Source organism: Niveispirillum sp. (assembly GCF_017996735.1).
GTDB lineage: Bacteria > Pseudomonadota > Alphaproteobacteria > Azospirillales > Azospirillaceae > Niveispirillum.
Window position 1 is genome coordinate 44,425 of sequence record NZ_JAGOGJ010000020.1, and the last position, 26,597, is coordinate 71,021.

The window sequence follows — 26,597 nt, forward strand, 5'->3', positions numbered from 1 at the left end:
CATGGCGCGCATCACAGCAGGGGTTGGCACCAGCCATGTTCCGGCCATCGGCGCCGCCATCGATCTGGGCAAGACCCAGGAGCCGTACTGGCAGCCTGTCCTGGCAGGCTATGACTGGTCGAGAAACTGGATCAGGCAGGAAAAGCCCGATGTGGTGATCCTGGTCTATAACGACCATGCCACAGCCTTCGACATGCGGATCATCCCGACCTTCGCCATCGGCTGCGCGGAAAGTTTCAAGCCGGCGGATGAAGGCTGGGGGCCCCGCCCCGTGCCCATGGTCCAGGGGCACCCGGATCTGGCCTGGCACATCGCGCAAAGCTGTATCCTGGACGAGTTCGACATGACCATCATCAACGAGATGGATGTCGATCACGGCCTGACCGTGCCGCTCAGCCTGCTGTTCGGGCAGCCCGATGCCTGGCCGGTGAAGGTGATCCCGCTGGCGGTCAATGTCGTGACATATCCGCCGCCATCGGGGAACCGGTGCTGGATGCTGGGCGAGGCCATCCGCCGCGCGGTGGAAAGCTTTCCAGGCGATCTGAAGGTTCAGATCTGGGGCACCGGCGGCATGAGCCACCAGTTGCAGGGCCCGCGCGCCGGCCTGATCAATGCCGCCTGGGACAATCGGTTCCTGGACATGATGAGCCAGGACAGCCAGCGCCTGCGCGCCATCCCGCATATCGAATATCTGCGGGAAACGGGAACGGAAGGCATCGAGATGGTGATGTGGCTGATCATGCGTGGCGCGCTGGGGCCGGATGTCCGGCAACTTCATCGCCACTATCATGTGCCGGCCAGCAATACGGCGGTCGGGCACCTTGTGCTGGAGCCCGTTCGATGAGGATCGCGCTGGTCGGCGCCGGCGCCTTTGGGGAAAAACATCTGGACGCGCTGAAGAATATCCAAGGTGTCACCCTGACATCCGTGATCAGCCGACGCCTGGATCAGGCCCGCGCTGTGGCGCAGAAATACGGTGCCGCGCATGCCGGCACCGACCTGGGCGAGGTTTTGGCCCGTCCGGACGTGGATGCGGTGATCCTCTGTACCCCCACGCCGATGCATGCCGCCCAGGCCATGGCCTGCCTGGATGCCGGCAAGCATGTGCAGGTGGAAATCCCGCTGGCCGATAACTGGGCCGACGCCCAGGCGGTGTGGAGGAAACAGCGGGAAACGGGTCTGGTCTGCATGGTCGGCCATACACGGCGTTTCAACCCGTCGCACCAATGGCTGCACCGGCGCATCGCGTCGGGTGAATTGGCTTTGCAGCAGATGGATGTGCAGACCTATTTCTTCCGGCGCCAGAACATGAACGCCAGGGGCGAACCGCGGAGCTGGACCGATCATCTGCTGTGGCACCATGCGGCCCACACTGTGGACCTGTTCGCCTATCAGTCCGGTCGCATCGTCCAGGCCAATGTGTTGCAGGGGCCGGTCCATCCGGAACTGGGCATCGCCATGGATATGTCGATCCAGTTGAAGGCGGAGACGGGGGCGATCTGCACCCTGTCCCTGTCCTTCAACAATGACGGGCCGCTGGGTAGTTTCTTCCGCTATATCTGCGACAAGGGCACCTATGTCGCGCGCTATGACGATCTGGTCACGGGGCGGGAGGAGAAGATCGACCTGTCACAGGTCGACATGTCGATGAACGGCATTGAATTGCAGGACCGCGAATTCATCGCCGCCATCCGGGAGGGCCGGGAACCCAATGCCAGTGTCGCCAGGGTCCTGCCTTGTTACGAGACCCTGCACAGGCTGGAACAGCAACTGAGCCGGTGATCCCTGACCCCTGATTGGCCGATGTCGGCCTGGAGGATAATGCTGTGCGTCATGAACTTCTGCTGCTGTCGGGGTTGCTGTGCGATGAGACCGTCTGGTCCCGGCTGACCCCGGATCTGGCGGACATGATCCCTGTTCGTGCCTTTGATTTCAGGGGATTCGACAGCATCGGCGCCATGGCCGAGTATGTTCTGGACAATGCCCCCGCCACATTCGCCCTGGCCGGACATTCGATGGGGGCGCGCGTGGCCCTTGAAATCCATCGCCGCGCGCCCGACAGGATCGACCGTCTGGCGCTTCTGGATACCGGAACCCATCCCGCCAAACAAGGTGAAGCGGAAAGCCGCCAGAAGCTGGTCGATCTGGCCCATGCGCAAGGCATGGCAGCCCTTGCTGATCGCTGGCTGCCCCCCATGCTGGCACCGGCCAACCGGGCGCAGGCGTCGATGATTGATCCGTTGCGGGACATGGTGCTGCGCATGACCCCGGATATTTATGAAGCGCAGGTGAAAGCCCTGCTCAACCGGCCTGACGCCGCAGCAGGGCTTGGCCAGATCCGCTGCCCCACCCTGGTCGGTGTCGGACAGCATGATGAGTGGAGCCCGTCCGGCCAGCATCAACTCATCGCCCAGCATATTGACGGCGCCTCGCTGGTGGTTTTCCCCGACAGCGGCCATATGGCGCCGTTCGAGGCCAGCCGGGAGGTGGCGGCCGCCTTGCGGGCCTGGCTTGAACATTGACAGGTGAATGTCGAACAAAGGGAAATATCAGATGGAAATCAGTGCCGTTGAGAAGCTTTGCATCACCCAGGAATGCACCAGCCTGATTACCCTTTATTCGGCGCTGAATGATGCGGGTGACTATGACAGGCTGGTCGCGCTGTTTACCGAAGACGGAACATTCGCAAGACCCAGCCGGCCGGAAGAAATCCTGACCGGCCGCAAGACGATATTGCAGGCTTTCCAGGCAAGGCCGCCGCGCAAGACCGTGCATATCGTCTCCAACATCTTGATCACGATTGAAAGCGGGACCAGCGTCAAGGCCCGAAGCATCATCACGCTCTATTCCGCCTCTCTGGAAACCCGGAGCGCCGCACCCCCCATCATGGTGGGCCATTTTTCGGATGAGATCGTGAAGCAAGGGGCGCAATGGTTGTTCAGGTCGCGCAGAGGAATGATCGATTTGCAGTTTGGCGGTTGATATCACCCGATCTATCGGTGCGGTCGATATGACGGATCGGCCATCCCAACTTGATGACGGGCACGACTGCCCGTATGCCAATATTCCCTTACAAATTTCAGAGAACAGAAATGAAGCTGGCAAGCCTTGACCTTGGCGGTCGTGATGGGCGGCTTTTTGTCGTTTCCCGCGATCTGACCCGCGCTGTTCCCGCCACCGACATCGCCAACACCCTGCAGGATGCGCTGGATGATTGGGCGCGTATTGCCCCGCGTCTTCAGACCCTGTCGGACGCGCTGAATGCCGGGTCGCTTACCGGGGCCGTTCCGTTCGACCCGTCGCGCGCCCTGGCCCCGTTGCCGCGCGCGTGGCAATGGCTGGACGGTTCTGCCTTCCAAGCGCATGGGGAACTGATGGCGAAGGTCTTCGGCATCACAAACCCGCAGACCGACAAGCCCCTGATGTATCAGGGCATGTCGCACCGTTTCATCGCCCCCACGGCGCCCGTACCCTTTCCGACGGAAGAGGACGGGATCGATTTCGAAGGTGAATTCGCGGTGGTCACCGATGGGGTTCCCATGGGAACCGATGCGGCCCGCGCCCGCGACCATATCCGGCTGGTCCTGTTGCTCAATGACTGGTCCCTGCGGGCCGCCGCGCGGGCGGAAATGCTGACCGGCTTCGGCTGGGTCCAGGCCAAACCGGCCTGTTCCGTCGCCCCCATCGCCGTGACGCCGGATGAACTGGGTGACGCCTGGGCCGACGCCCGTGTGCATCTGGATCTGCTGGTCGATCTGAACGGCCAGCGTTTCGGGGCCGCCAATGGCGGGGCCATGGGTTTCTGCTTCGGCCAGTTGATCGCGCACGCCGCCCGCACGCGCGACCTGTGCGCCGGCACCATCATCGGATCGGGCACGGTGTCGAACGAGAATTATCGTGAGGTCGGGTCGAGCTGCATCGCCGAACGGCGGGGGATCGAAATGCTGGACGAGGGTGCGGCCCGCACCAGCTTCCTGCATTTCGGCGACCGGGTGCGGATGGAGGTGCTGCGCGACGGGCAAAGCGTCTTCGGCGTCATCGACCAGGAAGTCATCAAGGCTTGATTGCCATCCATCACCAAGGCCGATGCTTTGTATCGGTATAAACGGCTTTGGTGATTTGTTCGGCGGGCTTATGGTTTTTGCATGGAGGCACGCGACGGCGGCCTCCCCATCAAACCACGATAACGACCCGCTTCATCGGCGGGCTATCCGGCTGCCACCCCCTGGGCGGGCGGCCTGGGAGGAGCATGTGCCTTTGATCCGTACTGCGCTTGTCGTTGGCGGCGGTATCGCCGGCATGTCGACCACTTTGGTGCTGTCGCGCCTGGGGGTGGCGGTCGATGTCATCGACCAGGATCCGGCCTGGCGTGTCTATGGCGCCGGCATCTCCATCACCGGTCCGACGCTGCGCGCGTTTCAGCGGCTGGGCATCCTGGATGAGTTCCGCCAGCACGGTTATTGCTCCGCCAGCACGCGGCTGTTCTCACCCACCGGCCACCCGATCGGGGAAGTGGCCATCCCGCCGCTGGCGGCCGACCTGCCGTCGGGCGGGGGCATCATGCGGCCCGTGCTGCATGAGATCCTGGCCAGCCGTACCCGCGCGGCGGCGGCCGATATCCGCCTGGGCGTCACTATCGACAACTATGCCGAGGATGCCGATGGGGCGGAGGTGACGTTCAGCGACGGGCGCACGGGCCGTTACGATCTGGTGATCGGGGCCGATGGCATCTATTCCCGCACCCGCGGCCTGCTGTTCCCCGACGCGCCCAAGCCGCGTTTCACGGGCCAGGCCTGCTGGCGCACCACGGCCCCCCGGCCGGACGGCGTGACGGGTGTGGAGATGTTCCTGGGCGCGCCCATCAAGGCCGGGGTGAACCCCTGTTCGCCTGACCAGATGTATCTGTTCGCCCTGGAGGCCATTGCCCCCAACACCCGCCATGCGGAAGCCGATCTGCCCGATCTGCTGCGCGAGCGGCTGGCGGGTTTTGGCGGCTCCATCGGCTTTGTCCGGGATCAGATCAGCGACCGGTCGGTGGTGAATTTCCGCCCGCTGGAGGTGCTGCTGCTGCCCGGTCCCTGGCATACCCGGCGCGGTCTGCTGATTGGTGATGCCGCGCATGCCACCACCCCGCATCTGGCATCGGGTGCCGGCATGGCGATGGAGGATGCGGTGGTGCTGGGCGATGTGCTGGCGGGTGCCGACAGCCTGTCCGCCGCCTTCGGCGCCTTCATGGCGCGGCGTTACGACCGGGCCGCCATGGTGGTGAACAATTCCGTCCGGTTGGGCGAGATCGAACTGAGCGGCGTGCATAGCGACGAACATCCCCGCCTGATGAATCAGGCCATGGCCGCCCTGGCCCAACCGCTTTGATCTTTTGGGAGAGACCTGACATGACCCGTGTGACGGATATCCGCTATGTCGGCTATGGCGTGACGGATCTGGAGGCCGAACGCGCCTTCTACCGCGACAAATGGGGCCTGCGCGAGGTGGCGGCCCAGGATGGCATGGTCTATTTCGCGGCCGAGGGCGCGCCGGAGCTGTATGTGGTTCGCCTGCGCGCGGCCGATGTGCAGCGTGTGGATGTCATCGCTCTGGCCGCCGACAGCAATGCCGATGTCGATGCCTTGCATGACAAGGTGGTGGCCGCCGGTTGCCGTGTGATCTTTGCGCCGACGGCGCTGTCCTCCTTTGGCGGCGGCTATGGTTTCCGCTTCTTCGGCAAGGATGGCCTGACCTTCGAAATTTCCGCCGGGGTGGAGCGCGGGCCATCGCGACCGGTGCTGGCCCGGGAGGCGCTGCCGGAAAAGATCAGCCACATCGTCATGCATTCGCCCGACCATAAGGGCGCCGTGGACTTCTTCGTGAATGTGCTGGGCTTCCGTGTGTCGGACTGGCTGGGCGATTTCATGTGCTTCCTGCGCTGCAATGAATGGCACCACCGCGTGGCCTTCCTGCCCGGCCCGCCCTGCCTGAACCATGTCGCCTATGACATGCCCGACATGGACGCGATGATGCGCGGCGTGGGCAAGCTGAAGAAGGCGGAAGTGGAGTTGCGCTGGGGTCCCGGCCGGCACACGGCCGGCAACAACACGTTCAGCTATTTCACGACGCCGGCCGGTTTTGCCGTGGAATATACGGCGGAGCTGGAAAAGGTGGATGACGCCACCTGGGTCGCCACCGTTCACAAGCCCACACCGGAAACCATGGATCAGTGGGGCGCCGGCAGCGGCGGGCCGCAGACCATGCCGCACCCGGCGCCCGATGCGGGCCTGTTCCAGGCAGTGGGGGTCTGAACCATGGCTTTGTTCCAGTATTTCCCCAACAATTACATCTGGAACCTGTCCGTCAACATCGCCATCGAAAGCGGTGGTCGGGTCGGTGAGATCGAGGATATGTGCCGCCCCCTGCTGGACGCGGCGGCACGCGGCGAGGATGCCGGCACCGGCGCCTTCCTGGCGCAATGGGTAGCCATGGCGGATAAGCTGGTGGGACTGGCGGCGGAGGATGAGGCACGCGGACGGGCCTTTTCCGCCGGGGCCAAGCTGCAACGCGCCTCGCTCTATTACATCACCGCTGAACGGATGCAGGGCCACGGCCATCCGGGCCGGGAGGAGACCTTCCGCAAAGGCCAGGATGCCTTCCGTAAGGGCACGGCCCTGTCGCGGGAGAACTGCACCCGTGTCGAGATCCCGTTCGGCGACAGCTTCATCCCCGGCCTGTTCACGCGCGCCGAAGGGGTGGAGGGGCCGGCGCCCTGCGTGCTGTATGTCAACGGGCTGGATAGCTGCAAGGAGCTGCTGTTCTGGTCCTGGCTGCCGCAGGCGCTGGCCAAGCGCGGCATCTCCACCCTGTGCATCGACCAGCCGGGCACGGGCGAGGCGCTGCGCGCCAACAACCTGTACGCCACGCATGAAACCGAACGCTGGGCCACGCCCGCCTTCGATTATCTGGCCGCCCGGCCCGATGTGATCGCCGACAGGATCGGCATGGTCGGCATCTCGCTCGGCGGGTACTTCACCCCGCGCGCGGTGGCGTTCGAGCCGCGTTTTGCCAGCGGCGCCGTATGGGGTGCCAACCATGATTGGCGCGAAGTGCAGCAGAAGCGCCTGAAGCGGGAAGGAGAGAACCCGGTTCCGCATTACTGGGGCCATGTGCGCTGGGTCTTTGGCGCCACGGACATGGATGATTTCTTCGCCAAGGCGGAAGGCATGCATCTGAACGGGGTGCTGGACCGGATCAAGGTGCCGTTCCTGGTCACCCATGGGGCCAGGGACCGCCAAATCTCCGTCGATTACGCCCACCAGACCTATGATCAACTGGTGAACTCCCCCCGGCGTGAACTGAAAATCTTCACCGAGCGGGAAGGGGGCGTTGAACATGTCGGGGCCGACAACATGTCGTTCGGCCGCGACTATATCGCCGACTGGTTTGCCGAGACCCTGGGCGGGCGGACGGCGTGAGTGTGACGCTGCATAGGACTGGCGGGGAGGTGACGGTGGACGTCACGCCCGGCCAGTCCCTGTTTGAGGCCATCGCCGTCCAGGACCGTGGAATGATCACGGCCCTGTGCGGCGGTTGCTGCATTTGTGGCACCTGCCGGGTGCGGGTTCTGTCGGGCGATCCCGGCCCGATGGGGCCGGATGAGGCGCATCTGCGCCGTCAGTTGGACATTACAGACCCCGCCATCCGTCTTGCCTGCCAGATGCGGCCCGCCACCGGGCTGCGCGTTGAAATCATCGAGCCGGAGTAAGCGCCATGCCGCGTATCGTCGATCTGTCGGTGCATCTGGAAAATGACGTGCCCGCCGACCCGCCCTTCATGCGGCCCAAGATCCGTTATGCCAGCCACGCCGAGGGGGCGGCGGAATATTGCCAGATGTTCCCCGGCCTGAAGGCCGAGCAATTGCCCGACGGCGAGGGGCCGGCGGCGGAATGGGTGGAGCTGACCACCCATAACGGTACCCATATGGACGCACCCTGGCATTACCATTCCACGATGGATGGCGGCAAACGGGCCATCACCATCGACGAGGTGCCGCTGGACTGGTGTTTCCGCCCCGGTGTGAAGCTGGATTTCCGTCACCTGCCCGATGGTCATGTGGTGACGGCGGCCGAGGTGGAGGCCGAACTGGCCCGCATCGGCCATGTGCTGCAGCCGCTGGATATCGTGCTGGTCAACACCGCCGCCGCTGCCGCCTATGGCACGCCGGACTTCCTGGCCAAAGGGTGCGGCATGGGGCGGGAGGCGACCTTGTATCTGGTCGAACGCGGCGTGCGCGTCACGGGCATCGACGGCTGGAGCTGGGATGCGCCATTCCCCTTCACCGCCGCGAAGTTCAAGGAAACGGGCGACGCGTCGCTGATCTGGGAGGGGCACTATGTCGGCAAGGATGTTGGCTATTGCCACATGGAAAAACTGACCAACCTGGAGGCACTGCCCGACACCGGCTTTACCGTCGCCTGCTTCCCCGTCAAGGTGCGGGCCGCCAGTGCGGGCTGGACCCGCGCCGTCGCCATCCTTCAGGATTGATCCAGGGACCGGTCGATCAGCCGGTCCACGGTCCCATCATCAAGGAACCCCGCCGCCAGTGCCCGATCCGCCCGCAGCGGCGGCTGGCGGCCAAACCGTGCCTCCACCATCGGGTCCGGGGCATAGGTCACGGCCACCGGCCCGAACCGGCGGGCCAGGGCCTCCACCAACTCGCCGATGGTCAGCCGCAGGACGGGCGGCAGCCAGACCTGCCCCTGTCCCGGCAGGGTGACGGCATGAAGCAGCGCATCCACGGCGGACGCCACCGACATCCACCAGCACACAGCATCCGGCCCGACGGGCAGGGTCACGGGGCGCCGTTCCACGGCCGCCCACATTACCTCGCTCATGAAGGCCGATATCAGGCCCGAGGGGGCCGGCGGGCGCGCCACGATGCCGGGCAGGCGCAGGCTGCACCCGTCGATAAAGCCGCGCCGGCTGTATTCGGTCACCATCAATTCTGCCGCCAGCTTCTGTACGCCATAGGACAGGGTGGGGCGGGGCGGGGTGGCATCATCGACCGTGGCCGGCAGCGGGTCGCCATAGACGGCGACGCTGCTGGCAAAGACGAGTTTTGCCGGCTGACCCTGCCGCCGCAGCGCGTCCAGCAGGCCCAGGGTGCCCTGCAGGTTCACCGCCATGCCCAGGTCAAATTCCCGCTCCGCCAGCCCGCCCGGCACACTGGCCAGATGAAAGACGATATCGGCGGGAAGGGCCAAGGCGTCGCTCCACAGGGCGCTGTCAGCGATACTGCCGGTGACAGGGCATAGGCGCGGATCGTCGGGCAGGTCCCCGAACCGCTGATCCACCAGGGTCAGACGGGCTTGGGTACCCGACAGCAGACGGCGGACAAGCGCACGGCCGACAAAACCGTCGGCGCCGGTGATCAGGATATGCACGGCGTTTCTCCGCTCTTTCTTCAGCTTCCATCGGTGATAAGGGTGCCGCCATCAATCACGATATTCTGTCCCGTGATGAAGGCCCCGGCGGCGGACGCCAGCATGACGGCGACGCCGGCCACCTCTGTCACCTCTCCTGGTCGGCGCAGGGGCGTCATGGCCATGCGCCGTTCCATGAAGGCCGGATTGGACAGCAGGTCACGCGCCAGATCGGTGCGGATGAAACCGGGGGAGATGGCATTGACCCGGATGTTGGACGGTCCCCATTCCACGGCCAGATTGCGCGCCAACTGCGCATTGGCAGCCTTGGACAGGGCGTAGAGGCCCAGCGCCTTGTTCCCCCGCAGGCCGGCGAGGGAGGACATGATGATCATGCTGCCGCCCCCCGCCGCCGCCATGCCGGGCAGGACCATGCCGGCCAGCCACAGCACACTTTGCAGATTGATGGTCATGGTCGCCTGCCAGTCAGCGTCACTGGCCGTGCTGATGGGCCCGGCATGCGGCGCCACGCCGGCATTGCAGACCAGGATATCCAGCGGCCGGGCCGCCGTTACCCGTTCCACCAGGGCGGACAGCGCCGCGCGATCCATCACGTCGCAGGCAATGGCATGTACGGCCAGCCCCTGCGCCTGCAACCCCTGCGCCGCCGTTTCGCAGCCTGATGCATCCTCACTGCAAATCCACACCGTGGCGCCATGGCCGGCCAGGGCCGTGGCAATGGCCAGACCCAGCCCGCGCTGTCCGCCGGTGACCAGGGCATGACGACCGGATAGGTCGAACAGGCGGCCATAGCCGGTCGCGTTCATGGGGAGTCCTTGGCAGGGGGAAAGTCGATGGGACGACGATAGGGGCTGTACGTCCATCACCGAAGTCGTATTTACTGAACCAAACTATCGGCATGACCGATGGATGGGAGGATAAACAATGCGGTTCCAGAAACTGGACCTGAACCTGCTGGTGGTGCTGGATGTGCTGCTGGAAGAACGCAGCGTATCGCGCGCGGCCAATCGCCTGAACCTTAGCCAGTCGGCCGTCAGCGGCAATCTGGCCCGTCTGCGCGAATTTTTCGACGATGATATCCTGGCCCAGATCGGCCGGTCGATGGTGCCCACCCCGCTGGCCGAAAGCCTGGCGGAGCCGGTGCGCGATATCCTGATGCAAATCCAGGCCGCCATCGAAACCAAGCCAAGCTTCGATCCCGCCAGTGCCACCCGCACCATCCGCATGCACGCATCGGATTACGTAACCGAAGTGCTGTTGGCCCGGGTGATCCGGGAGGCGCGGGGGCTGGCGCCCGGTATCAAGGTGGAAATCGACGGCATGGATGATCTGGTGCTGGAGCGGCTGTCACGGGGCCATGTGGATTTTGTCATCACGCCCGACAATTTCACCGATCCCGATCATCCCAAGGAAAAACTGTTCACCGACACCCATGTCGTCGTGGTGTGGGAGGGGAATACCAAGGTCGCGGACACGATCAGCTTTGAGCAATATATGGCGCTAAGCCATGTGCTGGTGCGGTTCGGCCAGCGACGTGCCCCCAGTTTCGATCAATGGTTTCTGGACCGGTTCGGCCATAGCCGCAACGCCGAGCTGTTCGTGGCCGACTTCACTACGGTGCCCAGCATGCTGATCGGAACGGATCTGCTGGCCACCATGCATGAACGGCTGGCGCGGCTTTATGTGCAGCGTCTTCCCCTGCGTATCCTGCCGCTGCCCATCGAGTTTCCGGTGCTGACGGAGATGGTGCAATGGCATCGGCATTTTCAGCGTGACCCGGCCCTGGTCTGGTTCCGCAGCCTGATGCGCCGCTGTGCCGCCGAACAGGATGCCGGCTGAACCATTGGCCAGAGTGATAGGTTGGATCAGAAATTACGATTTCGGTGATGCATTCGCCGCTGATATGGTTGCCTAACCAAAAACATCAGACTGGCCAGAAGGTCGGCGTTTGGGGAGGGGGCCGCGAAAGGCGGCCATTGGCGGCAAAATTTTAGTCTTCATGACCGCGACGCGGCAGGACCGTCCGCACGGACCCTGTCACCCCCATTCGTCACTTTCCGGTCTGATCCCTAATCCGGCGCCACGTCCGGAAACGCCCCCACCTTGTCCGGGTGGTGGGTGATGAACCATGGAGGAAGCCAGAATGCGTGCCCCCCTGCTGTTGTCCACGGCCATCCTGACCGCCGTCGCAGCCTACCCTGTCCAGGCACAATCCACCGATACCGGCACGTTGGAAGAGATTGTCGTCACTGCCCAGCGCCGGTCGGAGAACCTGCAGAAGGTGGCCGTGGCGGTGTCGGCTGTCTCCGCTGACGATCTGATCACGGCCGGCGTCACGGATACGACGGGCCTGACCAAGCTGGTGCCGGCCCTGGTGGTACAGCCGGGCGGCGGGTCCAATACCGGCTTCTATCTGCGCGGTGTCGGCACGCTGGGCCCTAATTCCTTCTCTGAAAATGCCATCGCCTTCAACTATGGCGGCGTCTTCATCGGTCGGCCCACGGCGCCGGTGGGCACCTTCTTCGATCTGGCCCGTGTCGAGGTGCTGAAGGGACCGCAGGGCACGCTTTATGGCCGCAACGCCACTGGCGGCGCCGTCAACGTCATCCCCAACCGGCCCGACAATAGCCGCACCGCTGGCGATGCCGGCTTCGAAATCGGCAATTACAGGCTGCGCAAGGCCAATGGCATGATCAACACCCCGGTCAGCGACACGCTGGCCCTGCGTGTTGCGGGGCAGGTGGTGGACCGTAACGGCTACCTGTCCGATGGTTACGATGATGAGGAAGGCCAGGCGGCCCGCGCCTCGCTGCTGTGGGAACCGGATGACCGGCTGAGCCTGCTGCTGTCGGGCGATTATTTCCACCAGGGTGGCAAGGGTGTGGGCGGCATCCTGGTGCCCGGCAGCCTGAGCCCGACGGCACCCGCGGTGAAGGACCGGATCGGCGGATCGGAAACGGCCAGCATTGCTGAACTGCGCCTGCGTTTCCCGGGCCTGATCAATCCCGGGCTGGTGGTGCCGCCCAAGGATGATGGTTTTAATGACAATACCTTCTGGGGCGTGACGGCGACGCTGGATTACCAGTTCGATGCCGGCACCCTGACGGTTCTGCCCGCTTATCGCGACAGCCGCCCGGACTTCCTTTTCTACAGCGTCGGCTTCCAGGGTAGAGTACAGGAAGTGTCCAAGCAAAGCTCGGTGGAGGTGCGTTTCGCGTCGGCTGAGGACAGCGCCTTCCGCTATGTCATTGGCGCCTTCTGGTTCCGGGACGAGGTCAATGCGCTGAACAGCTTCTTCCAGGGCGGGCTGTCCACCACGACCTTCATGCCGCACCAGGAACTGGTCAGCAAGGCCGCGTTCGGCCAGGGGACCTATGACGTCGCCGAGGGGCTGCGTCTGGTTGCCGGTGTCCGCTACACGCATGAGAATAAGCAGCAGGAGACCCCTGTCCGCCAGAGCAGCGTCAGCAACCCCAACCCGCCCTTCGTGACCGCCATCGGTGACGAGAATTTCAACAGCGTCACCTGGAAAGCCGGCATCGAATATGATGCCGGGCCGCAATCGCTGCTCTATGCCAATATCGCGACCGGCTTCAAGGCGGGTGGCTTCTACCCGGCGGTGGGCAAGAACAGCTTCGATCCGGAAAAGCTGACGGCCTATACGGTCGGGTCCAAGAACCGGTTCATGGACAACCGCCTGCAACTGAACGCCGAAGCGTTCTGGTGGGATTATAAGGATCAGCAGATCGGCTATATCGGCCCCGTCGAGGTTCGTCCCGGTGTCTATGGCCAGGCGTCCGTGACGGCCAATGTCGGTCAGGCCCGCATGTATGGCATGGAGGTCGAGGCGCAGTTCCTGGCGACCAAGAACGACGAGATCGGCATCAATCTTCAGTACATGGACAGCAAGTATAAAAGCTTTGTCTATACCGCCATTTCGGCCGGCGGTACGCCCTTGCCCAGCGGCTGTGCGGTGACGCCGAATACCTCGCTGCCGGTGGCGGCACCGGCCCGGCTGTTCACGGTTGATTGTTCGGGCAAGGCGGCGGTGAATGCACCGAAATGGTCGCTGAACCTCAGCTACAGCCATACGTTCGAATTGTCGGCCGATCATGACCTGATCCTGGGCGCGCGCAGCCGCATCGAAAGCGGGCGGTTCCTGTCCATCGATTACCGTCCCGAACAGCACCAGGGCGGCTACATGACGTCGGATGCTTGGGCGACGCTGGAGGCACCGGCGCAGGGCTGGTCCGTCACGGGCTATGTCAACAACCTGACGGACAAGGATGTCTATTCCACATCCACCACCCGGCCCATCCTGAACGTCGTCTATAACGGCCTGCGCCCGCCCCGCACCTACGGGCTGCGCGGTTCGGTCAGCTTCTGATCGGGGATGATGATGGAACAGGGTGTAAAGGCGGGCTTTGCCCAGGGGCTGGCGCTGCTGCTGCCCCCCACCTCCGCCGTGATGGGCATTCTGCTGCTGGTGCCGGTGGCGCCACAGATGATGCAGGCCTTTGCGGATGTGCCGGGGGTGGAATTCCTGGTGCCCATCCTTCTGACCCTGCCCGGGCTGTGCATCGCCCTGTTCTCCCCCGTGGCGGGACTGCTGGGGGATCGGTTGGGGCGGCGGCGGCTGTTGATCGGGGCCATGCTGGTCTATGGGCTGGCCGGCATGGCGCCTGTGATCCTGTCGGATATTCACCAGATCCTGATCAGCCGCGCGCTGGTGGGGATCTGCGAAGCGCTGATCATGACATTGTGTACGACGCTGGTCGGGGATCTGTTCTCCGGCCGGGCGCGGGAACGCTGGTTGGCCTCACAGACGGCTGTGGCGTCGGTTTCCGCCCTGCTGTTCCTGGCGCTGGGTGGCTTGCTGGGACGGCAGGGATGGCAGGCGCCGTTCCTGATCTATGGGCTGATCTGGCCCATGGCCCTGGGGGTGTTCCTGCTGGTGCGGGAACCGCCACGGGTGCAGCGGCAGGTGCCGGGCTGGTCGGCCCTGCCGGGGCGGCATGTGGCACTGACCTCGGTCACCACCATCCTGGCGGCTATCCTGTTCTATACGATCCAGATCAATGTCAGCACCGTGTTGCCCGATTTCGGCGTCACCGACCCGGCCCGGATCGGCCTGTTCTCTGCCTTGGCCAGCATCGGCACGCCGGTGGGCAGCCTGATTTTCTGGACCGTGGCCAGGCGGGATGTGCGTCTGCTGCTGGGCCTGGAATTCGCGCTGATGGCGGCCGCGTTCATCGCCATGGCCCATGCACCGGATGCGACATGGTTCGTCGCGGGCGCCTTTGTCGGGCAGATGGCGGCGGGCCTGTTGCTGCCCACGCTGCTGACCTGGGCCATGTCCACGCTGGCGTTCGAGGTGCGGGGCCGGGGCATGGGCCTGTGGCAGTCCAGCTTCGCCATCGGACAGTTCATGTCCGCCCTGGTGGTTCCGGCCCTGGCCGCCGCGACGGGTGGCACCATCAATGCCTTCCCCGTCATTGCGACCTGCTCGCTGCTGGTGGGTCTGCTGTCGCTGCTTTTGCTGTTCCGCTCGCGTTGGAGTCCTGCATGACCTCCTCTTTCCGCCGCATCGTCACCGGCCATGATGATCAGGGCCTGTCGATCATCCGCGCCGTCGATACATTGACACCCAGCCTGATCGACAGTGGCGATGCGGCGTTCCAACTTGTCTGGGCCACACCCACGGTGCCGGCGGACCTGAATGACGGAACGGACGGCATGCTGCCGGCGGGCAAGACGCTGCAGGGCGGATCGGTGATCCGGATCGTCGATATGCTTCCCGGCAAGGCGTCGCCGCTGCACCGGTCATGGTCCATCGATTACGGGATCGTCCTGTCGGGCAATCTGGAACTGGAACTGGATGACGGATCGGTGACGGCCCTGTCGGCCGGCGATATCGTGGTGCAACGGGCCACCAACCATCTCTGGCGCAACCCGTCGCCCGACCAGATCTGCCGCATCGCCTTCATCCTGATCGAGGCCAAGCCGGTGATGGCGGGGGGCCGGGTGCTGCCGGAAATCCACCCGTGACGCCTGATCACCGCCCGCTTGTTGGGGCGGATGCCGTGACGGTCCTGTCACGTGCTGTTTTCCCGCACCGTCTCCCCCGGTCATCAAGGGGAAGGCGGTGGGTGAATGTTCCACCCTAAATCAGACATCCCCTAAGATCGACGGTCGAACTGTTTGACCGTCGGTACGACGCCGACTGGCGCCGCGCCGCACGTGCGGGCTTGAAAGAGTGACCCTCGGTCACTCTTTCAAGCTGCTGGTATAACAGGACAGGCCGGCGCGAAAGCGTATCCCGCGCTCCAGCCCGCGCAGCTCCGCCAGGCCGCGCATACGCCCCAGCAGGGAATATCCGGGATTGGTGACGCGGTTCAGATCATCCAGGATCTGATGGCCATGGTCGGGTCGCATGGGGATGCTGCGCCCCTGCATTTCCGAAATCTCACAGATGGCGGTGACGATCGCCGCCATGTTGGCATCGCCCTCCAGGTGGGCTGCTTCATGGAATGATTTGCCGTCCGCTTCCCGCTGCACCGACCGCAGATGGACGAAGCCGATACGCTGGCCCAGCCGCCGGATCATGCCGGGAAGATCATTTTCCGCGCGGGCGCCAAACGAACCCGCGCAGAAGCACAGGCCGTTCGCGACGCTGGGCACCTTCTCGAAAAGGGCCGTGACGTCGGCCTCCGTGCTGACCACGCGGGGAAGACCAAAAATGGGAAAGGGCGGGTCATCCGGGTGGACGACCAGTTGTATCCCCCACTCCTCCGCCGTCGGGCACACAGCGTCGAGAAAATACTGGTGATTGCGGCGCAACTGGCCGGCATCGATATCCGAATAGGTCTGGATCGCTTCCAGGAACTGCCCGGAACTGAAGCTTTCCTCGCTGCCCGGCAGACCGGCAATGATGGTGCGTTCAAGCGTCAGGCGCTGTTCCTCCGTCATCCCGGCGAACAGATGGGCCGCACGCTGACGGACATCGGGCGAATAATCCGCCTCCGCACCCGGCCGCTTCAGGATGAACTGGTCGTAGGCGGCGACGGCGTCCCAGTCAAACCGCAGGGCGCGCGCGCCATCGGGCATCGCATAGGCGAGGTCCGTTCGTGTCCAATCCAGAAGCGGCATGAAATTATAGGTCACAACCCGGATGCCACAGGACCCGAGGTTCCGCAGGGTCTGACAATAGGCATCGATCAATTGTGCCCAGTTCCCGGTGCGGGTCTTGATGCCTTCATGCACCGGCACGCTTTCCACCACGTCCCACGACAGGCCGGCGGCTTCGATCAGGCGTTTGCGCGCCAGGATGCTGTCCACGGTCCATGTGGTGCCGTTCGGGACCTCGTGGAGAGCGGTCACGATGCCGGTGGCACCCGATTGGCGGATATCGGTCAAACGAACCGGGTCGTTGGGACCGAACCAGCGCATCGTTTGCGTCATGAGCATTCTGGAATTCCTCTGCACGGGCATCCGTCAGGCACTTCGTGGGCCAGATGCATGTCAATCGAACTGACATTGCCGATGATTGCGACGGACATCGGCGACTGATTACCACTGCCATCATGAAAATCAACAAAATTGGTAAGGCCAAATTATACGCCGGAGTAAGGGGCGGAACCGGGCGATCGTGTCGCGCGGGCTGCTGCTCCGTATGAATCAAAGACCTTTTCATATCTGACCAGTTTCTCTCCAGGTGTCGGACATCGGTTTGATATCGCCTAGTTTCCAATACCTCCTATCACTGGAACTGATATGTTGGCATTTACCCTCCCGCCCGCTGTTGATAAAACTATATAATTTATTGTTTTAATTGGATTTTATTTTCTGACTTTCCCTCCCCTTCATAGGCTGGCGCTGCTGGTCCGGCTTGCTCTCCCGTTCTTGACGGCCGGGAAGATTGAGCCTTATTGGTAATGCCAGTTACGCAGTCTCAACATTCCGCGCCGGGGCGTGGGGATCATCGCAAGCTGAACAATGGTTGGGAACGGGGCCGGAGGGCCGGCACTTCGTGCTGCTGCCCCTGTCGTCGCCTACGTACCGCCTTCATGCAGGCATGGGCCGGCTGCGCGGCCGTCAACGGCGACTGCTGTCGTCATCTTCAGAAAAAAACGTGAGGGAGTGAAAAATGGTCCGTCCGATGATGTGTTCCGCCCTGGCCATTCTGGGGCTGGCGACGCCGGTTATCGCCCAGGAATCCGCCGGCGGCACCGAACTCGTTCTGCAGGAGATTGTTGTTACCGCGCAGAAGCGGCAGCAGAGCGCGCAGGACGTACCGGTGGCGATGAGCGTCGTCGGGGCCGACGCCCTGGCCAATGTCGGCGGCAGCAGATTGCAGGATCTGACCCAGCTCTCGCCCAGCCTGACCGTGACCCAGGGCGGTGATCAGAACAACAACTCCGTCATATTGCGCGGCATCGGCACCTCGGCCTTTTCGATCGGCGTGGAAGCGGCTGTTCTGGTTGTGATCGACGATGTGGCGACTGGCCTGTCCGGTCAGGGCTTCAACGACCTGCAGGATATCGAGCGCATCGAAGTGCTGCGCGGTCCCCAGAGCACGCTTTTCGGAAAGTCCGCCTCCGCCGGTGTCATCAACATCACCACCAAGGCACCGACCGACCATTTCAGCGGCACGGCCGAGGTCATGGTGACCGACGATGACGAACAGCGCTATTCCGCCGGTCTGTCCGGCCCGATCAGTGACGAACTGAGCTTCAGGGTCAGCGCTGCCATCGGTCGTTATGACGGCAATATCAAAAACATTGCCACCGGCCGGATGATCAATGGCCGCGACAGCGAGAACTATCGGGCCAAGCTGCTGTGGCAGCCCTCCGACCGTTTCGACGCCACCCTGTCCGGATATTATTCCAAGACAGAGGCCGATTGCTGCGATTACGTGTTGCTGAAGAAGACGCCCGGCGTCCGCACCCTGTTCGGCGTTCCCACCAACGCGCAGTTGGAGGGGATCACGCCGGGGCCCGACAATTTCACGGCGCGGGTCGATCCCGATCCGGTTTCCGACGCCAAGGATTATGGCGCCAGCCTCAAGCTCAACCTGTATCTGGATGACCATGTCCTGACCAATGTCACCGCCCGTGGCCATTATTTCGCTAATGACCTTGCGGATTTCGACGGTACCAGCGGCCCCCTGCTGGGCCAGCCCAACGGCCTGACCCAGTTCGGTTTCTTCCGTGGGGACACGTTCAGCAACGAGTTGCGGCTGTCATCCTCGACAGCGGGCGACCTGCAATATGTCACTGGTCTTTATTATGCCGACAATACCTATACGCGCCGTTTCACCCGTACCGGCCCGGCGCAGCCCGGTGATTGGCGGGGGGAGACGGGTTCCAAAGCCTATGCGATTTTTGGTCAGGCCGATTACGCCATCGTTCCCGGCACAAAATTGATCGGCGGTCTGCGCTGGAGCCGGGAAGATATCAGCTTCACCTATGATCGTTACAACAATAGCGGCGGCAACCCGCCCTTCAATACCAGCGGTTCCTCCCACGACACGGTTGTGACCGGAAAGGCAGGCATCCAGCAGGACATTACCGATGATGTCATGGCATTCGCCACCTATGCCCGCGGCTACAAGGGGCAGGCTTTCGACCTGACCTCTTCCTTCACCACGCCCACCAACCCGGCGCGCAACCCGGTGCGCCCGGAAACGTCCAACAGTTATGAACTGGGCATGAAGGGCAGCTTCCTGGATCGTCGCGCCCGGTTGAGCCTGACCGGCTTCCTGACCGACTATAACGACTTCCAGGCCCAGTCCCAGGTGGCGGAGTTTGGCGGCAGCCTGTTCCTGGCCAATGTCGGCAAGCTGCGGACCAAGGGGGTGGAGGCCGAAGGGTCCTGGCTGGCCACCGACAATCTGACGCTCAATGGCAGCATCGCTTATGTTGATGCCGTGATCCGGTCATTCCCCAATGCCGAATGCTATTTCGGGCAGACGGCGGCGCAAGGATGCACGCCCCGGCCCACCGGCGGCCGGGCGCAGGACCTGGCGGGTCACCGTCTCGCCAATTCCCCGGAATGGAAGTTCAATGTCGGCGCCGACCTGGAACTGCCATTGGGTGACCTGCCCTTCACCAGCACCGTCAATGTCAACTATGCATGGCAGAGCGACGTCAATTTCGATCTGCGGGGCAACCCGAATACGGTGCAGGACTCCTACGGGATCACCAATGTCAGCATCGCCTTCGAAGACAAGGCCGAAGGCCGCTACCGGCTGACGCTGTTTGCCCGCAACCTGTTTGACAAGCATTACTTCGCCAGCGTGAATGATCTGACAAACGGTTTGTCCGCCAACCCATACCCGAATCCTTCCGCGGTTATCGACCTGCGGGGACGGCGGGCGCGCGATGCAAGCCGCTATCTCGGGGGCCGCTTCACGGTCAAATATTGATCCGGCATTCCACCATCCCTTGGCTTGGCTTCACGCGGCGGCGGTCGCCACCGTACCACCGGTCATGAATGATGCCCGGTGGTATAACCACCAGCTTGAAGGTTCCCGATGAAGCACATTCTGTTCGCTACGACCGTCGCTGCCGCCATTGCGCTGGGGACGTTCCCCGGCGTTGCCTGGGGGGCGGCGGCCGAGAAGGCCGATCCGCGGATCACGATGGCGCTGAAGGACGGGTGGCGTTTCCGTCTGGGTGATGCGGCGGGCGCGGAGAAGGTCGATTTTCCCGATGCCGGCTGGTCCACCGTCGCCGTCCCCCATACCTGGAACCGGGTCGGGTTCTACAAGACCGCGTCCCCCACCCGGATCAATAGACCGGAGACGCTAGAAAAGACGCAGGGTACGGGCTGGTATCGCCTGTCCTTCACGCCGTCATCGGACTTCAAGGGCAAGCGGGCATGGCTGCAGTTCGATGCCGTCAGCCGGCGGGCGGATATCTGGCTGAACGGGCAATATCTGGGCCGGCATGAGGGTGGTTTCTCCCGGTTCCGCCTGGATGCCACCGCCGCCCTGAAGCCCGGACAGGCAAACCTGCTGGTTGTGAAGGCGGACAACAGCAAGCCGGCGCCCGGTACGTCGACGGCCGATATCCTGCCCCTGGCCGGTGATTTCTTTGTGCATGGCGGCATTTATCGCAACGTCGCGCTGATCGCGACCGGTGATATCCATGCCGACATGCTGGACCATGGTGGCCCCGGCATCTATGCGACCACCAAGGCCGTGGACGGGACCAGCGCCCAGGTCCAGGTCGCCATCCATGCGCGTAACAGCGGCAGCCGCAAGGCAAAGGTCACCATCATCACGAAGCTGGTTGACGCGGACGGCCGCACGGTAGCGGAGGGGACGCAGACCACCCGTCTGGCGTCCGCCGGCACCGTCACGCTGGACCAGCCCTTGTCCGTGACGAACGCCCGGTTGTGGCAGGGCACCGCCGATCCCTATCTCTATGATCTGGTGGTGGAATTCCAGGATACGAGCGGCCGTGTCCTGGACCGCGTGACACAGAAGTTCGGGATCCGCGAGGTCCGGGTCGATGCCGACAAGGGCCTGATCCTGAACGGCAAGCCGGTCCGCCTGCATGGTGTCGGCCTGCATCAGGACCTGGAGGGCAAGGGCTGGGCCATGGATGAGCAGGATATCGCGACCGATGTCGAGATCATCCGCGAGATGGGGGCCAACACCATCCGGCTGACCCATTACCAGCATGGTCCCACGATCCATGAACTGGCAGACCGGTATGGGCTGATCCTGTGGGATGAAATTCCGCTGGTTTCCGCTTGGACCCCACCCGGTAAAATGGTGGCGACGGACGGTCTGATTGCAAATGCACGCCAGCAATTGCTGGAATTGATCAAGCAGAACCAGAACCATGCCGCCGTCGTTACCTGGGGCATCGCCAACGAGGTCGATTTCGGGTCCACCCCGGTGGCCCCCTTCATCGGCATCACCTCTGGTTCCGATCCGGCGCCGCTGTTGCGGGAACTGCGGGCGTTGAGCGCCTCCACCGACCCCAGCCGCCCGACGACGCTGGCCACCTGCTGCGAAGGCGGCATGTTCGGTGACGCGGAGATTCCACTCGTGGCGTCAGAGGCGGATCTGGGCGGTGCGAACCGTTATTTCGGCTGGTACTACGGCAAGCCCGCCGACCTTGCGTCGAATATCGCCGCGCTGCGGTCCGCCCGGCCCGATCAACCGCTTTCCATCACTGAATATGGGGCCGGTGGCGCGGTGACGATCCACACGGATGATCCTCTGGGTGGCCCCGTGGATGCACGCGGCCGCGACCAGCCCGAGGAATATCTCAGCTATTTCCATGAGCAGACCTGGGCTGTTCTGGGGCAGCGCACCGACCTTTGGGCGACCTGGCTCTGGAACGCCTTTGACTTCGCCACGCTGGTCCGCAAGGAAGGCGATGCGGAGGACATCAATACCAAGGGTCTGGTCACCTATGACCGCAAGGTCAAGAAGGACGCCTTCTTCTTCTACAAGGCCAATTGGAACCCGGCGCCGACCGTCCATATCACCGGCCGCCGCTATGTAAACCGGGCCTATCCGGTCACGCATATCCGGGTCTATAGCAACGCCCCGTCGACGGAGCTGCACCTGAACGGGCGGGCATTGGGTGTCCGCAAGGACTGCCCCCAGAAGATCTGCATCTGGGAAAATGTGCAGTTGGATGAAGGCGGCAACGAGGTGACGGCCGTTGGCCTGTTCGCCGACAGCCAGGTCAAGGACAATGTAAGCTGGACCCTGGAGGCGGGGGCCGCGCGGGCCTATCGTATCGACAGCGGTGCGCTGGTCGCCGCCGAAAGCGCGGGCGGCCGGTTCGGTTCGGATGCCTTCTTCACCGGGGGTACTGCCGGCAATGTGCAGCCCCCCAGCGGCTATGGTCCTCCGCGTCCCAAAAAGGCGGTGAATGGCACGGCCGATACGGCACTGGTCTCAAGCTATCGCGAGGGGGACTTCACCTATCGCCTGCCGCTGAAGGATGGAAGCTATCAGGTCACCCTGTCTTTCATCGAGCCCTCAGCCGCCGCGGGGGAACGGCAGTTCGACGTTATCGCCAATGGTGAAAGGAAGCTGCGTTCCCTGGATATCGCCGCCGCCGCAGGGGCGCCGATGACCCTGGTGAAGCGGGACTTCACGGTCAAGGTCAAGGATGGACATCTGGTCCTGCACTTCGCGCCGACCAAGGGACAGGCCATCGTCTCGGCGGTGGAGGTGGAGCGGAAATAGGACCGGTCCGGGGCTGGAAGGTCCCAATCGATTGCCGTGTAACGACTGGAGCGTATTTCCGACGACCGGAAATACGCTCCAGCTTTTTGTGCCTCCACCATCGGTGCTGTTGCCAAGGTCAAGACCCTGACCTTGGCAACAGCGCGGAACCGTTCAGAACAAGGTCGCGACGTCGGCCGTCACTCCGACAAGGGTGACCGTGCCACCGCCGACCAGGGTCAGGATGGTGTTGCCATCGACCATGGTCGCCGTGGACAGGATGCCGGCCAGATCCTCGACCTCCTCATAGAGGGCCAGGTGATCAACCCCGACGGTGAAGTCGGCGATGATCGTGCCGCCGGACTTGCGGCCGATAGCGAAGGTGTCGGCCCCTTCGCCGCCCCACACTGTGTCGGCGCCACCATCGGCGAAGATCAGGTCGTTCCCGGCTCCGCCATTGATGACATCGTCGCCTTCACCGCCGAACAGCGTGTCATCGCCCTCTTCGCCGAACAGGATATCGTTGCCGGCCTCGCCGACGCCGATATCGTTGCCCGCACCAAGGCCGATCAGGTCGTCACCGCTGCCGCCGATGGCGGTATCGTTGCCGGCCCCACCGACCAGGATGTCGTCGCCGGCGTCGCCATGCAGCAGATCGTCACCATCCTCGCCGAACAGCGTGTCGTTGCCGATACCGCCATCGACGGTGTCGTTGCCTTCGTTGCCGGTAAGGATGTCGTCGCCCGCTTCGCCGAACACGGTGTCGTTGCCGGTGCCGCCGAAACCATGATCGTTGCCGGGGCCGCCACCGACCAGATCATTGTCGTCGCCACCCAGCACCCAGTCGTCGCCTTCACCGCCATGCACGACATCGTCGCCGGCATCGCCCATCAGCGTGTCATTGCCCAGGGTCGATGCGACGGTGTCGTTGCCGCCACCGCCCGACAACAGGTCGTCGCCGGGACCCAGGATCATGACCTGGCTGCTGGTGTCGCCATAGACCGCCTGATTGCCCTCGCCACCCAACAAGGTGGCCTGCCCGATCACGGCAATGAACTCCACATTATTGACGTCGACCGTGATCGGCGTGTGGACGGCGCTGGTGTTCAGCACGATGGCGGTGGGCAGGGAACCGCTCAGCGTGTTGCCGGAGACCTGGACGGTGCTGCCGTCGGGCTGGTTGGTGTCGCCATCACCCGACAGGTCGATACTGCGGACCAGCAGGGCGCTGTCCTGCGGCAGGATCGACAGGAAGCCGGTGCCGCCGCCCGTCAGGTCGGTGCGGGATTCGGTGCCCGCATCGGTGCGCTGTTCGATCTCGCGGATCAGGTCGCTCAGCGACTGCGCCCCGGTCGTGCGGGTCGAATTGCCCGAACTGGAGACATTGACCCCGATCGGCACACCCACGCTCAGCGTCGTCACCGTGCTGACCTGGCCGGTCACCGGGTCCAGCATCCGTTCCCGCACCACCGGCACATCGGCCAGATTCTGGTTGGGGGTGTTGGGGTCTTCCTGCCGGCTTTCGGTCGGGGCGACGATCACGACGGTGCTGACCTGGGTGCCGTCGGGCAGGACGGCGGTGCTGCCCTCCACCAGGGCGCCGTCGATATTCTCCGCCGGCGGCGGGACCTCCGGCACCGGCTTCTCCGGCGTCACCTGCACCTTGGTGGCGGCGGCGGTGAAGGCGGGCGAGACGTTGCCGACGGCGTCCGTCACGGTGACCATCAGGCTGAGCGCCCCGTCACCAAGGCTGGACAGGTTCAGACCGCCGATGCGGGCATCGGCCGCCGTCAGCACGCCGCTGCCGCTGATCGAACCGCCACCGGCAGAGGTGATGGTCCAGACATAGCTGGCGCCCGGTTCCGCCCCGGCGATGGTGAAGGCGACATTCACCTGCTCGCCGGCATCGATGGTCGTGTCCTCGAAAGCCACGGTGACCCCGGTCGGGGCCGTGGTGTCGATGATCAGAGACTGGTTGCCGGGGGCGGAGACATTGCCGGCGGTATCGGTTGCCGTCGCCGTGATGGCATTGGCGCCATTCACGTCGAGCGACAATGTGCCCGATGCCGGCATGTCCGTCCCCAGGTCGATGGACCAGGTGCCCTGCGTGGCGACGGTTGTATAGGTGGCGCCGCCCACCGTGACGGTGACGGTGGCGCCCGCCTCCGCCGTACCTGTGATCAGCGGTGTGGGATCGCCCGTGCTGGCCGCCGAGGAGATTGTCGGGGCCTCGGGCGGCGTGGCGTCGATAACCACATTGCCGTTGCCCGGGGCGGAGACATTGCCGGCCGCATCGGTCGCGATGGCCGTGATGGCGTTGTCGCCCTTGGGGTTGAGCGACAGTGTCCCGGAAACCGGGGTGGCCGTGGCCAGATCCACCGTCCAGACGCCGCCGGTCGCCACCGTGCTGTAGGTGGCGCCGCCCACCGTGACGGTGACGATGCTTCCCTCTTCCGCCGTGCCGGTGATGGCGGGGGTGTTGTCGCCGGGGGCCACGGGGTTGACGCCGGGCGCCGTCGGCGCGGTGCTGTCGATGATCAGGGTCTGGCTGCCGGGTCCGGAGATGTTGCCGGACGCGTCCGTCGCCGTCACCGTGACGGCATTGTCACCATCGGGTTTGAGCGACAGGCTGCCGCTGGTCGGCGTGGCTGTCCCGGTGTCGATGGACCAGGCCCCGTCCGTGACCGTGGTGGTGTAGGTGGCACCGCCGATGGTCACGGTGACGACGCTGCCGGCCTCCGCCGTGCCGGCAATGACGGGCGTATTGTCATTGGTCAGCGCCGGGGAGGTGATGACGGGCGTGCCGGGGGCGGTGGTGTCGATGGCCAGCGTCTGGGTGGCGGGGGCGGAAACGTTGCCCGACGCATCCTTGGCCGTGACGGACACGCTGTTGTTGCCATTGCCGTTCAACGACAGGGTGCCGCTGGTCGGCGTGGCCGTGCCGGTGTCGATGGACCAGTTTCCGCCGGTGGCCGTGGTGGTGTAGGTGGCACCGCCGATGGTCAGCGTGATGGTGGCGCCCGCCTCTGCCGTGCCGGTGATCACCGGGGTGCTGTCGTTGGTCGGGCCGGTGGAGGTGATGACGGGTGTGCCGGGGGCGGTGGTATCGATGGTCAGCGTCTGGGTGCCCGCACCGGACACATTGTCGGCCGCATCGGTCGCGGTGACCGAAACGCTGTTGTTGCCATTGGTGTTCAACGACAGGGAACCGCTGATCGGGTTGGCGGTGCCGATATCGATGGACCAGTTTCCGCCCGTTGCCGTGGTGGTGTAGGTGGCCCCGCCGATGGTCAGGGTGATGGTGGTACCGGCTTCCGCCGTGCCGGTGATCAGCGGCGTGCCGTCATTGGTCAGGGCGGAAGAGGTGATGACCGGTGCGCCGGGTGCCGTCGTGTCGATGGTCAGCGACTGGGTGCCGGGGGACGACACGTTGCTGGCGGCATCGGTGGCCGTGACGGAGATCGGGTTGGCACCGTTGGAATTCAGCGACAGGCTGCCCGCTGTCGGGGTGGCCGTGCCGGTATCGATGGACCAGTTTCCACCGGTGGCGGTGGTGGTGTAGGTGGCGCCGCCGACGGTCAGGGTGATGGTGGCACCGGCCTCCGCGGTGCCGGTGATGACCGGCGTGCTGCTGTTGGTGATGGCGGACGAGGTGACGACCGGCGCGCCGGGTGGCGTGGTGTCGATGGTCAGCGTCTGGGTGCCGGGGGTCGATACGTTGCTGGCGGCATCGGTGGCCGTGACGGAGATGGCATTGGTGCCGTTGGTATTCAACGACAGGGAGCCGCTGGTCGGGGTGGCCGTGCCGGTATCGATGGTCCAGTTTCCGCCGGTGGCCGTGGTGGTATAGGTGGCCCCGCCGATGGTCAGGGTGATGGTGGCGCCCGCTTCCGCCGTGCCGGTGATGGCCGGCGTGCCGTCATTGGTGAGATCAAGCGAGGTGATGACCGGTGCGCCGGGTGCCGTCG

Annotated in this window: 20 protein-coding genes; 16 read left to right on the forward strand and 4 right to left on the reverse strand. The window is 64.1% G+C overall.

All coding sequences use genetic code 11. From position 1 onward, the window contains the following. Nucleotide 1 precedes the first annotated feature (1 nt). The 10 genes from KBA48_RS09330 (at nt 2) to KBA48_RS09375 (ending at nt 8,532) form a co-directional block, all read left to right on the forward strand. A complete protein-coding gene (locus tag KBA48_RS09330) occupies nt 2-844 on the forward strand; it encodes a class III extradiol dioxygenase subunit beta (RefSeq protein WP_292905507.1) in 843 nt (280 codons plus the stop codon). Then, entirely contained in the window at nt 841-1,782 is a 942-nt protein-coding gene (locus KBA48_RS09335) for a Gfo/Idh/MocA family oxidoreductase (RefSeq protein WP_292905509.1), read from the forward strand. The genes KBA48_RS09330 and KBA48_RS09335 overlap by 4 nt, the downstream gene beginning before the upstream one ends. 44 nt (nt 1,783-1,826) lie before the next feature. After that, nucleotides 1,827-2,522 (forward strand): alpha/beta hydrolase, encoded by a 696-nt coding sequence (locus KBA48_RS09340; RefSeq protein ID WP_292905511.1) that lies wholly within the window; start codon nt 1,827-1,829, stop codon nt 2,520-2,522. A 31-nt stretch (nt 2,523-2,553) separates the two neighbouring features. Beyond that, on the forward strand, nt 2,554-2,982 hold the full coding sequence (locus KBA48_RS09345) for a nuclear transport factor 2 family protein (RefSeq protein WP_292905513.1): 429 nt from the start codon (nt 2,554-2,556) through the stop codon (nt 2,980-2,982). 110 nt (nt 2,983-3,092) lie between these two features. Beyond that, nucleotides 3,093-4,064 carry a fumarylacetoacetate hydrolase family protein gene (locus KBA48_RS09350; RefSeq protein WP_292905515.1) on the forward strand — a complete coding sequence of 324 codons (972 nt, stop codon included), beginning with the start codon at nt 3,093-3,095 and terminating at the stop codon, nt 4,062-4,064. 187 nt (nt 4,065-4,251) lie between these two features. Beyond that, nucleotides 4,252-5,373, forward strand: a complete 1,122-nt coding sequence (locus KBA48_RS09355) for an FAD-dependent oxidoreductase (RefSeq protein WP_292905517.1) — start codon at nt 4,252-4,254, stop codon at nt 5,371-5,373. A 20-nt stretch (nt 5,374-5,393) separates the two neighbouring features. Further along, a complete protein-coding gene (locus tag KBA48_RS09360) occupies nt 5,394-6,296 on the forward strand; it encodes a VOC family protein (protein WP_292905519.1) in 903 nt (300 codons plus the stop codon). A 3-nt stretch (nt 6,297-6,299) separates the two neighbouring features. Next, the gene (locus tag KBA48_RS09365) at nt 6,300-7,463 is read left to right on the forward strand and encodes a prolyl oligopeptidase family serine peptidase (RefSeq protein ID WP_292905521.1); all 1,164 of its coding nucleotides are present in this window, start codon (nt 6,300-6,302) and stop codon (nt 7,461-7,463) included. Further along, complete coding sequence (locus tag KBA48_RS09370) at nt 7,460-7,753, forward strand: 2Fe-2S iron-sulfur cluster-binding protein (protein WP_292905523.1); 294 nt, start codon at nt 7,460-7,462, stop codon at nt 7,751-7,753. Before KBA48_RS09365 ends, KBA48_RS09370 begins: the two co-directional genes overlap by 4 nt. Before the next feature lie 5 nt (nt 7,754-7,758). Further along, nucleotides 7,759-8,532 (forward strand): cyclase family protein, encoded by a 774-nt coding sequence (locus KBA48_RS09375; protein ID WP_292905525.1) that lies wholly within the window; start codon nt 7,759-7,761, stop codon nt 8,530-8,532. On the opposite strand, the gene KBA48_RS09380 is transcribed toward KBA48_RS09375, so the two are convergent. Both KBA48_RS09380 and KBA48_RS09385 read right to left on the reverse strand, forming a co-directional pair. After that, on the reverse strand, nt 8,523-9,431 hold the full coding sequence (locus tag KBA48_RS09380; protein WP_292905527.1) for an NAD-dependent epimerase/dehydratase family protein: 909 nt from the start codon (nt 9,429-9,431) through the stop codon (nt 8,523-8,525). The two genes, KBA48_RS09375 and KBA48_RS09380, sit on opposite strands and share 10 nt — an antisense overlap. 20 nt (nt 9,432-9,451) lie before the next feature. Next, on the reverse strand, nt 9,452-10,237 hold the full coding sequence (locus tag KBA48_RS09385) for an SDR family NAD(P)-dependent oxidoreductase (RefSeq protein ID WP_292905529.1): 786 nt from the start codon (nt 10,235-10,237) through the stop codon (nt 9,452-9,454). Between the two features lie 118 nt (nt 10,238-10,355). Here KBA48_RS09385 and KBA48_RS09390 point away from each other — a divergent pair, with 118 nt between their 5' ends. The 4 genes from KBA48_RS09390 (at nt 10,356) to KBA48_RS09405 (ending at nt 15,479) form a co-directional block, all read left to right on the forward strand. Then, a complete protein-coding gene (locus KBA48_RS09390; RefSeq protein ID WP_292905531.1) occupies nt 10,356-11,270 on the forward strand; it encodes a LysR family transcriptional regulator in 915 nt (304 codons plus the stop codon). A 304-nt stretch (nt 11,271-11,574) separates the two neighbouring features. Further along, entirely contained in the window at nt 11,575-13,818 is a 2,244-nt protein-coding gene (locus KBA48_RS09395; protein WP_292905533.1) for a TonB-dependent receptor, read from the forward strand. A 6-nt stretch (nt 13,819-13,824) separates the two neighbouring features. Next, the gene (locus KBA48_RS09400) at nt 13,825-15,000 is read left to right on the forward strand and encodes an MFS transporter (RefSeq protein WP_292905535.1); all 1,176 of its coding nucleotides are present in this window, start codon (nt 13,825-13,827) and stop codon (nt 14,998-15,000) included. Beyond that, nucleotides 14,997-15,479, forward strand: coding sequence for a cupin domain-containing protein (locus tag KBA48_RS09405; protein WP_292905537.1), 483 nt, complete (start codon nt 14,997-14,999; stop codon nt 15,477-15,479). The genes KBA48_RS09400 and KBA48_RS09405 overlap by 4 nt, the downstream gene beginning before the upstream one ends. 219 nt (nt 15,480-15,698) lie before the next feature. On the opposite strand, the gene uxuA is transcribed toward KBA48_RS09405, so the two are convergent. Further along, complete coding sequence (uxuA, locus tag KBA48_RS09410) at nt 15,699-16,898, reverse strand: mannonate dehydratase (protein ID WP_367273826.1); 1,200 nt, start codon at nt 16,896-16,898, stop codon at nt 15,699-15,701. 679 nt (nt 16,899-17,577) lie between these two features. On the opposite strand from uxuA, the gene KBA48_RS09415 reads away from it, so the two are divergent. Together KBA48_RS09415 and KBA48_RS09420 are read left to right on the forward strand one after the other, a co-directional pair. After that, on the forward strand, nt 17,578-19,857 hold the full coding sequence (locus KBA48_RS09415; protein ID WP_292905539.1) for a TonB-dependent receptor: 2,280 nt from the start codon (nt 17,578-17,580) through the stop codon (nt 19,855-19,857). A 108-nt stretch (nt 19,858-19,965) separates the two neighbouring features. Further along, nucleotides 19,966-22,650 (forward strand): glycoside hydrolase family 2 TIM barrel-domain containing protein, encoded by a 2,685-nt coding sequence (locus tag KBA48_RS09420; protein ID WP_292905541.1) that lies wholly within the window; start codon nt 19,966-19,968, stop codon nt 22,648-22,650. A 153-nt stretch (nt 22,651-22,803) separates the two neighbouring features. On the opposite strand, the gene KBA48_RS09425 is transcribed toward KBA48_RS09420, so the two are convergent. Beyond that, nucleotides 22,804-26,597: Ig-like domain-containing protein (locus KBA48_RS09425; protein ID WP_292905543.1), on the reverse strand; the 3,794-nt coding region annotated here is incomplete at its 5' end.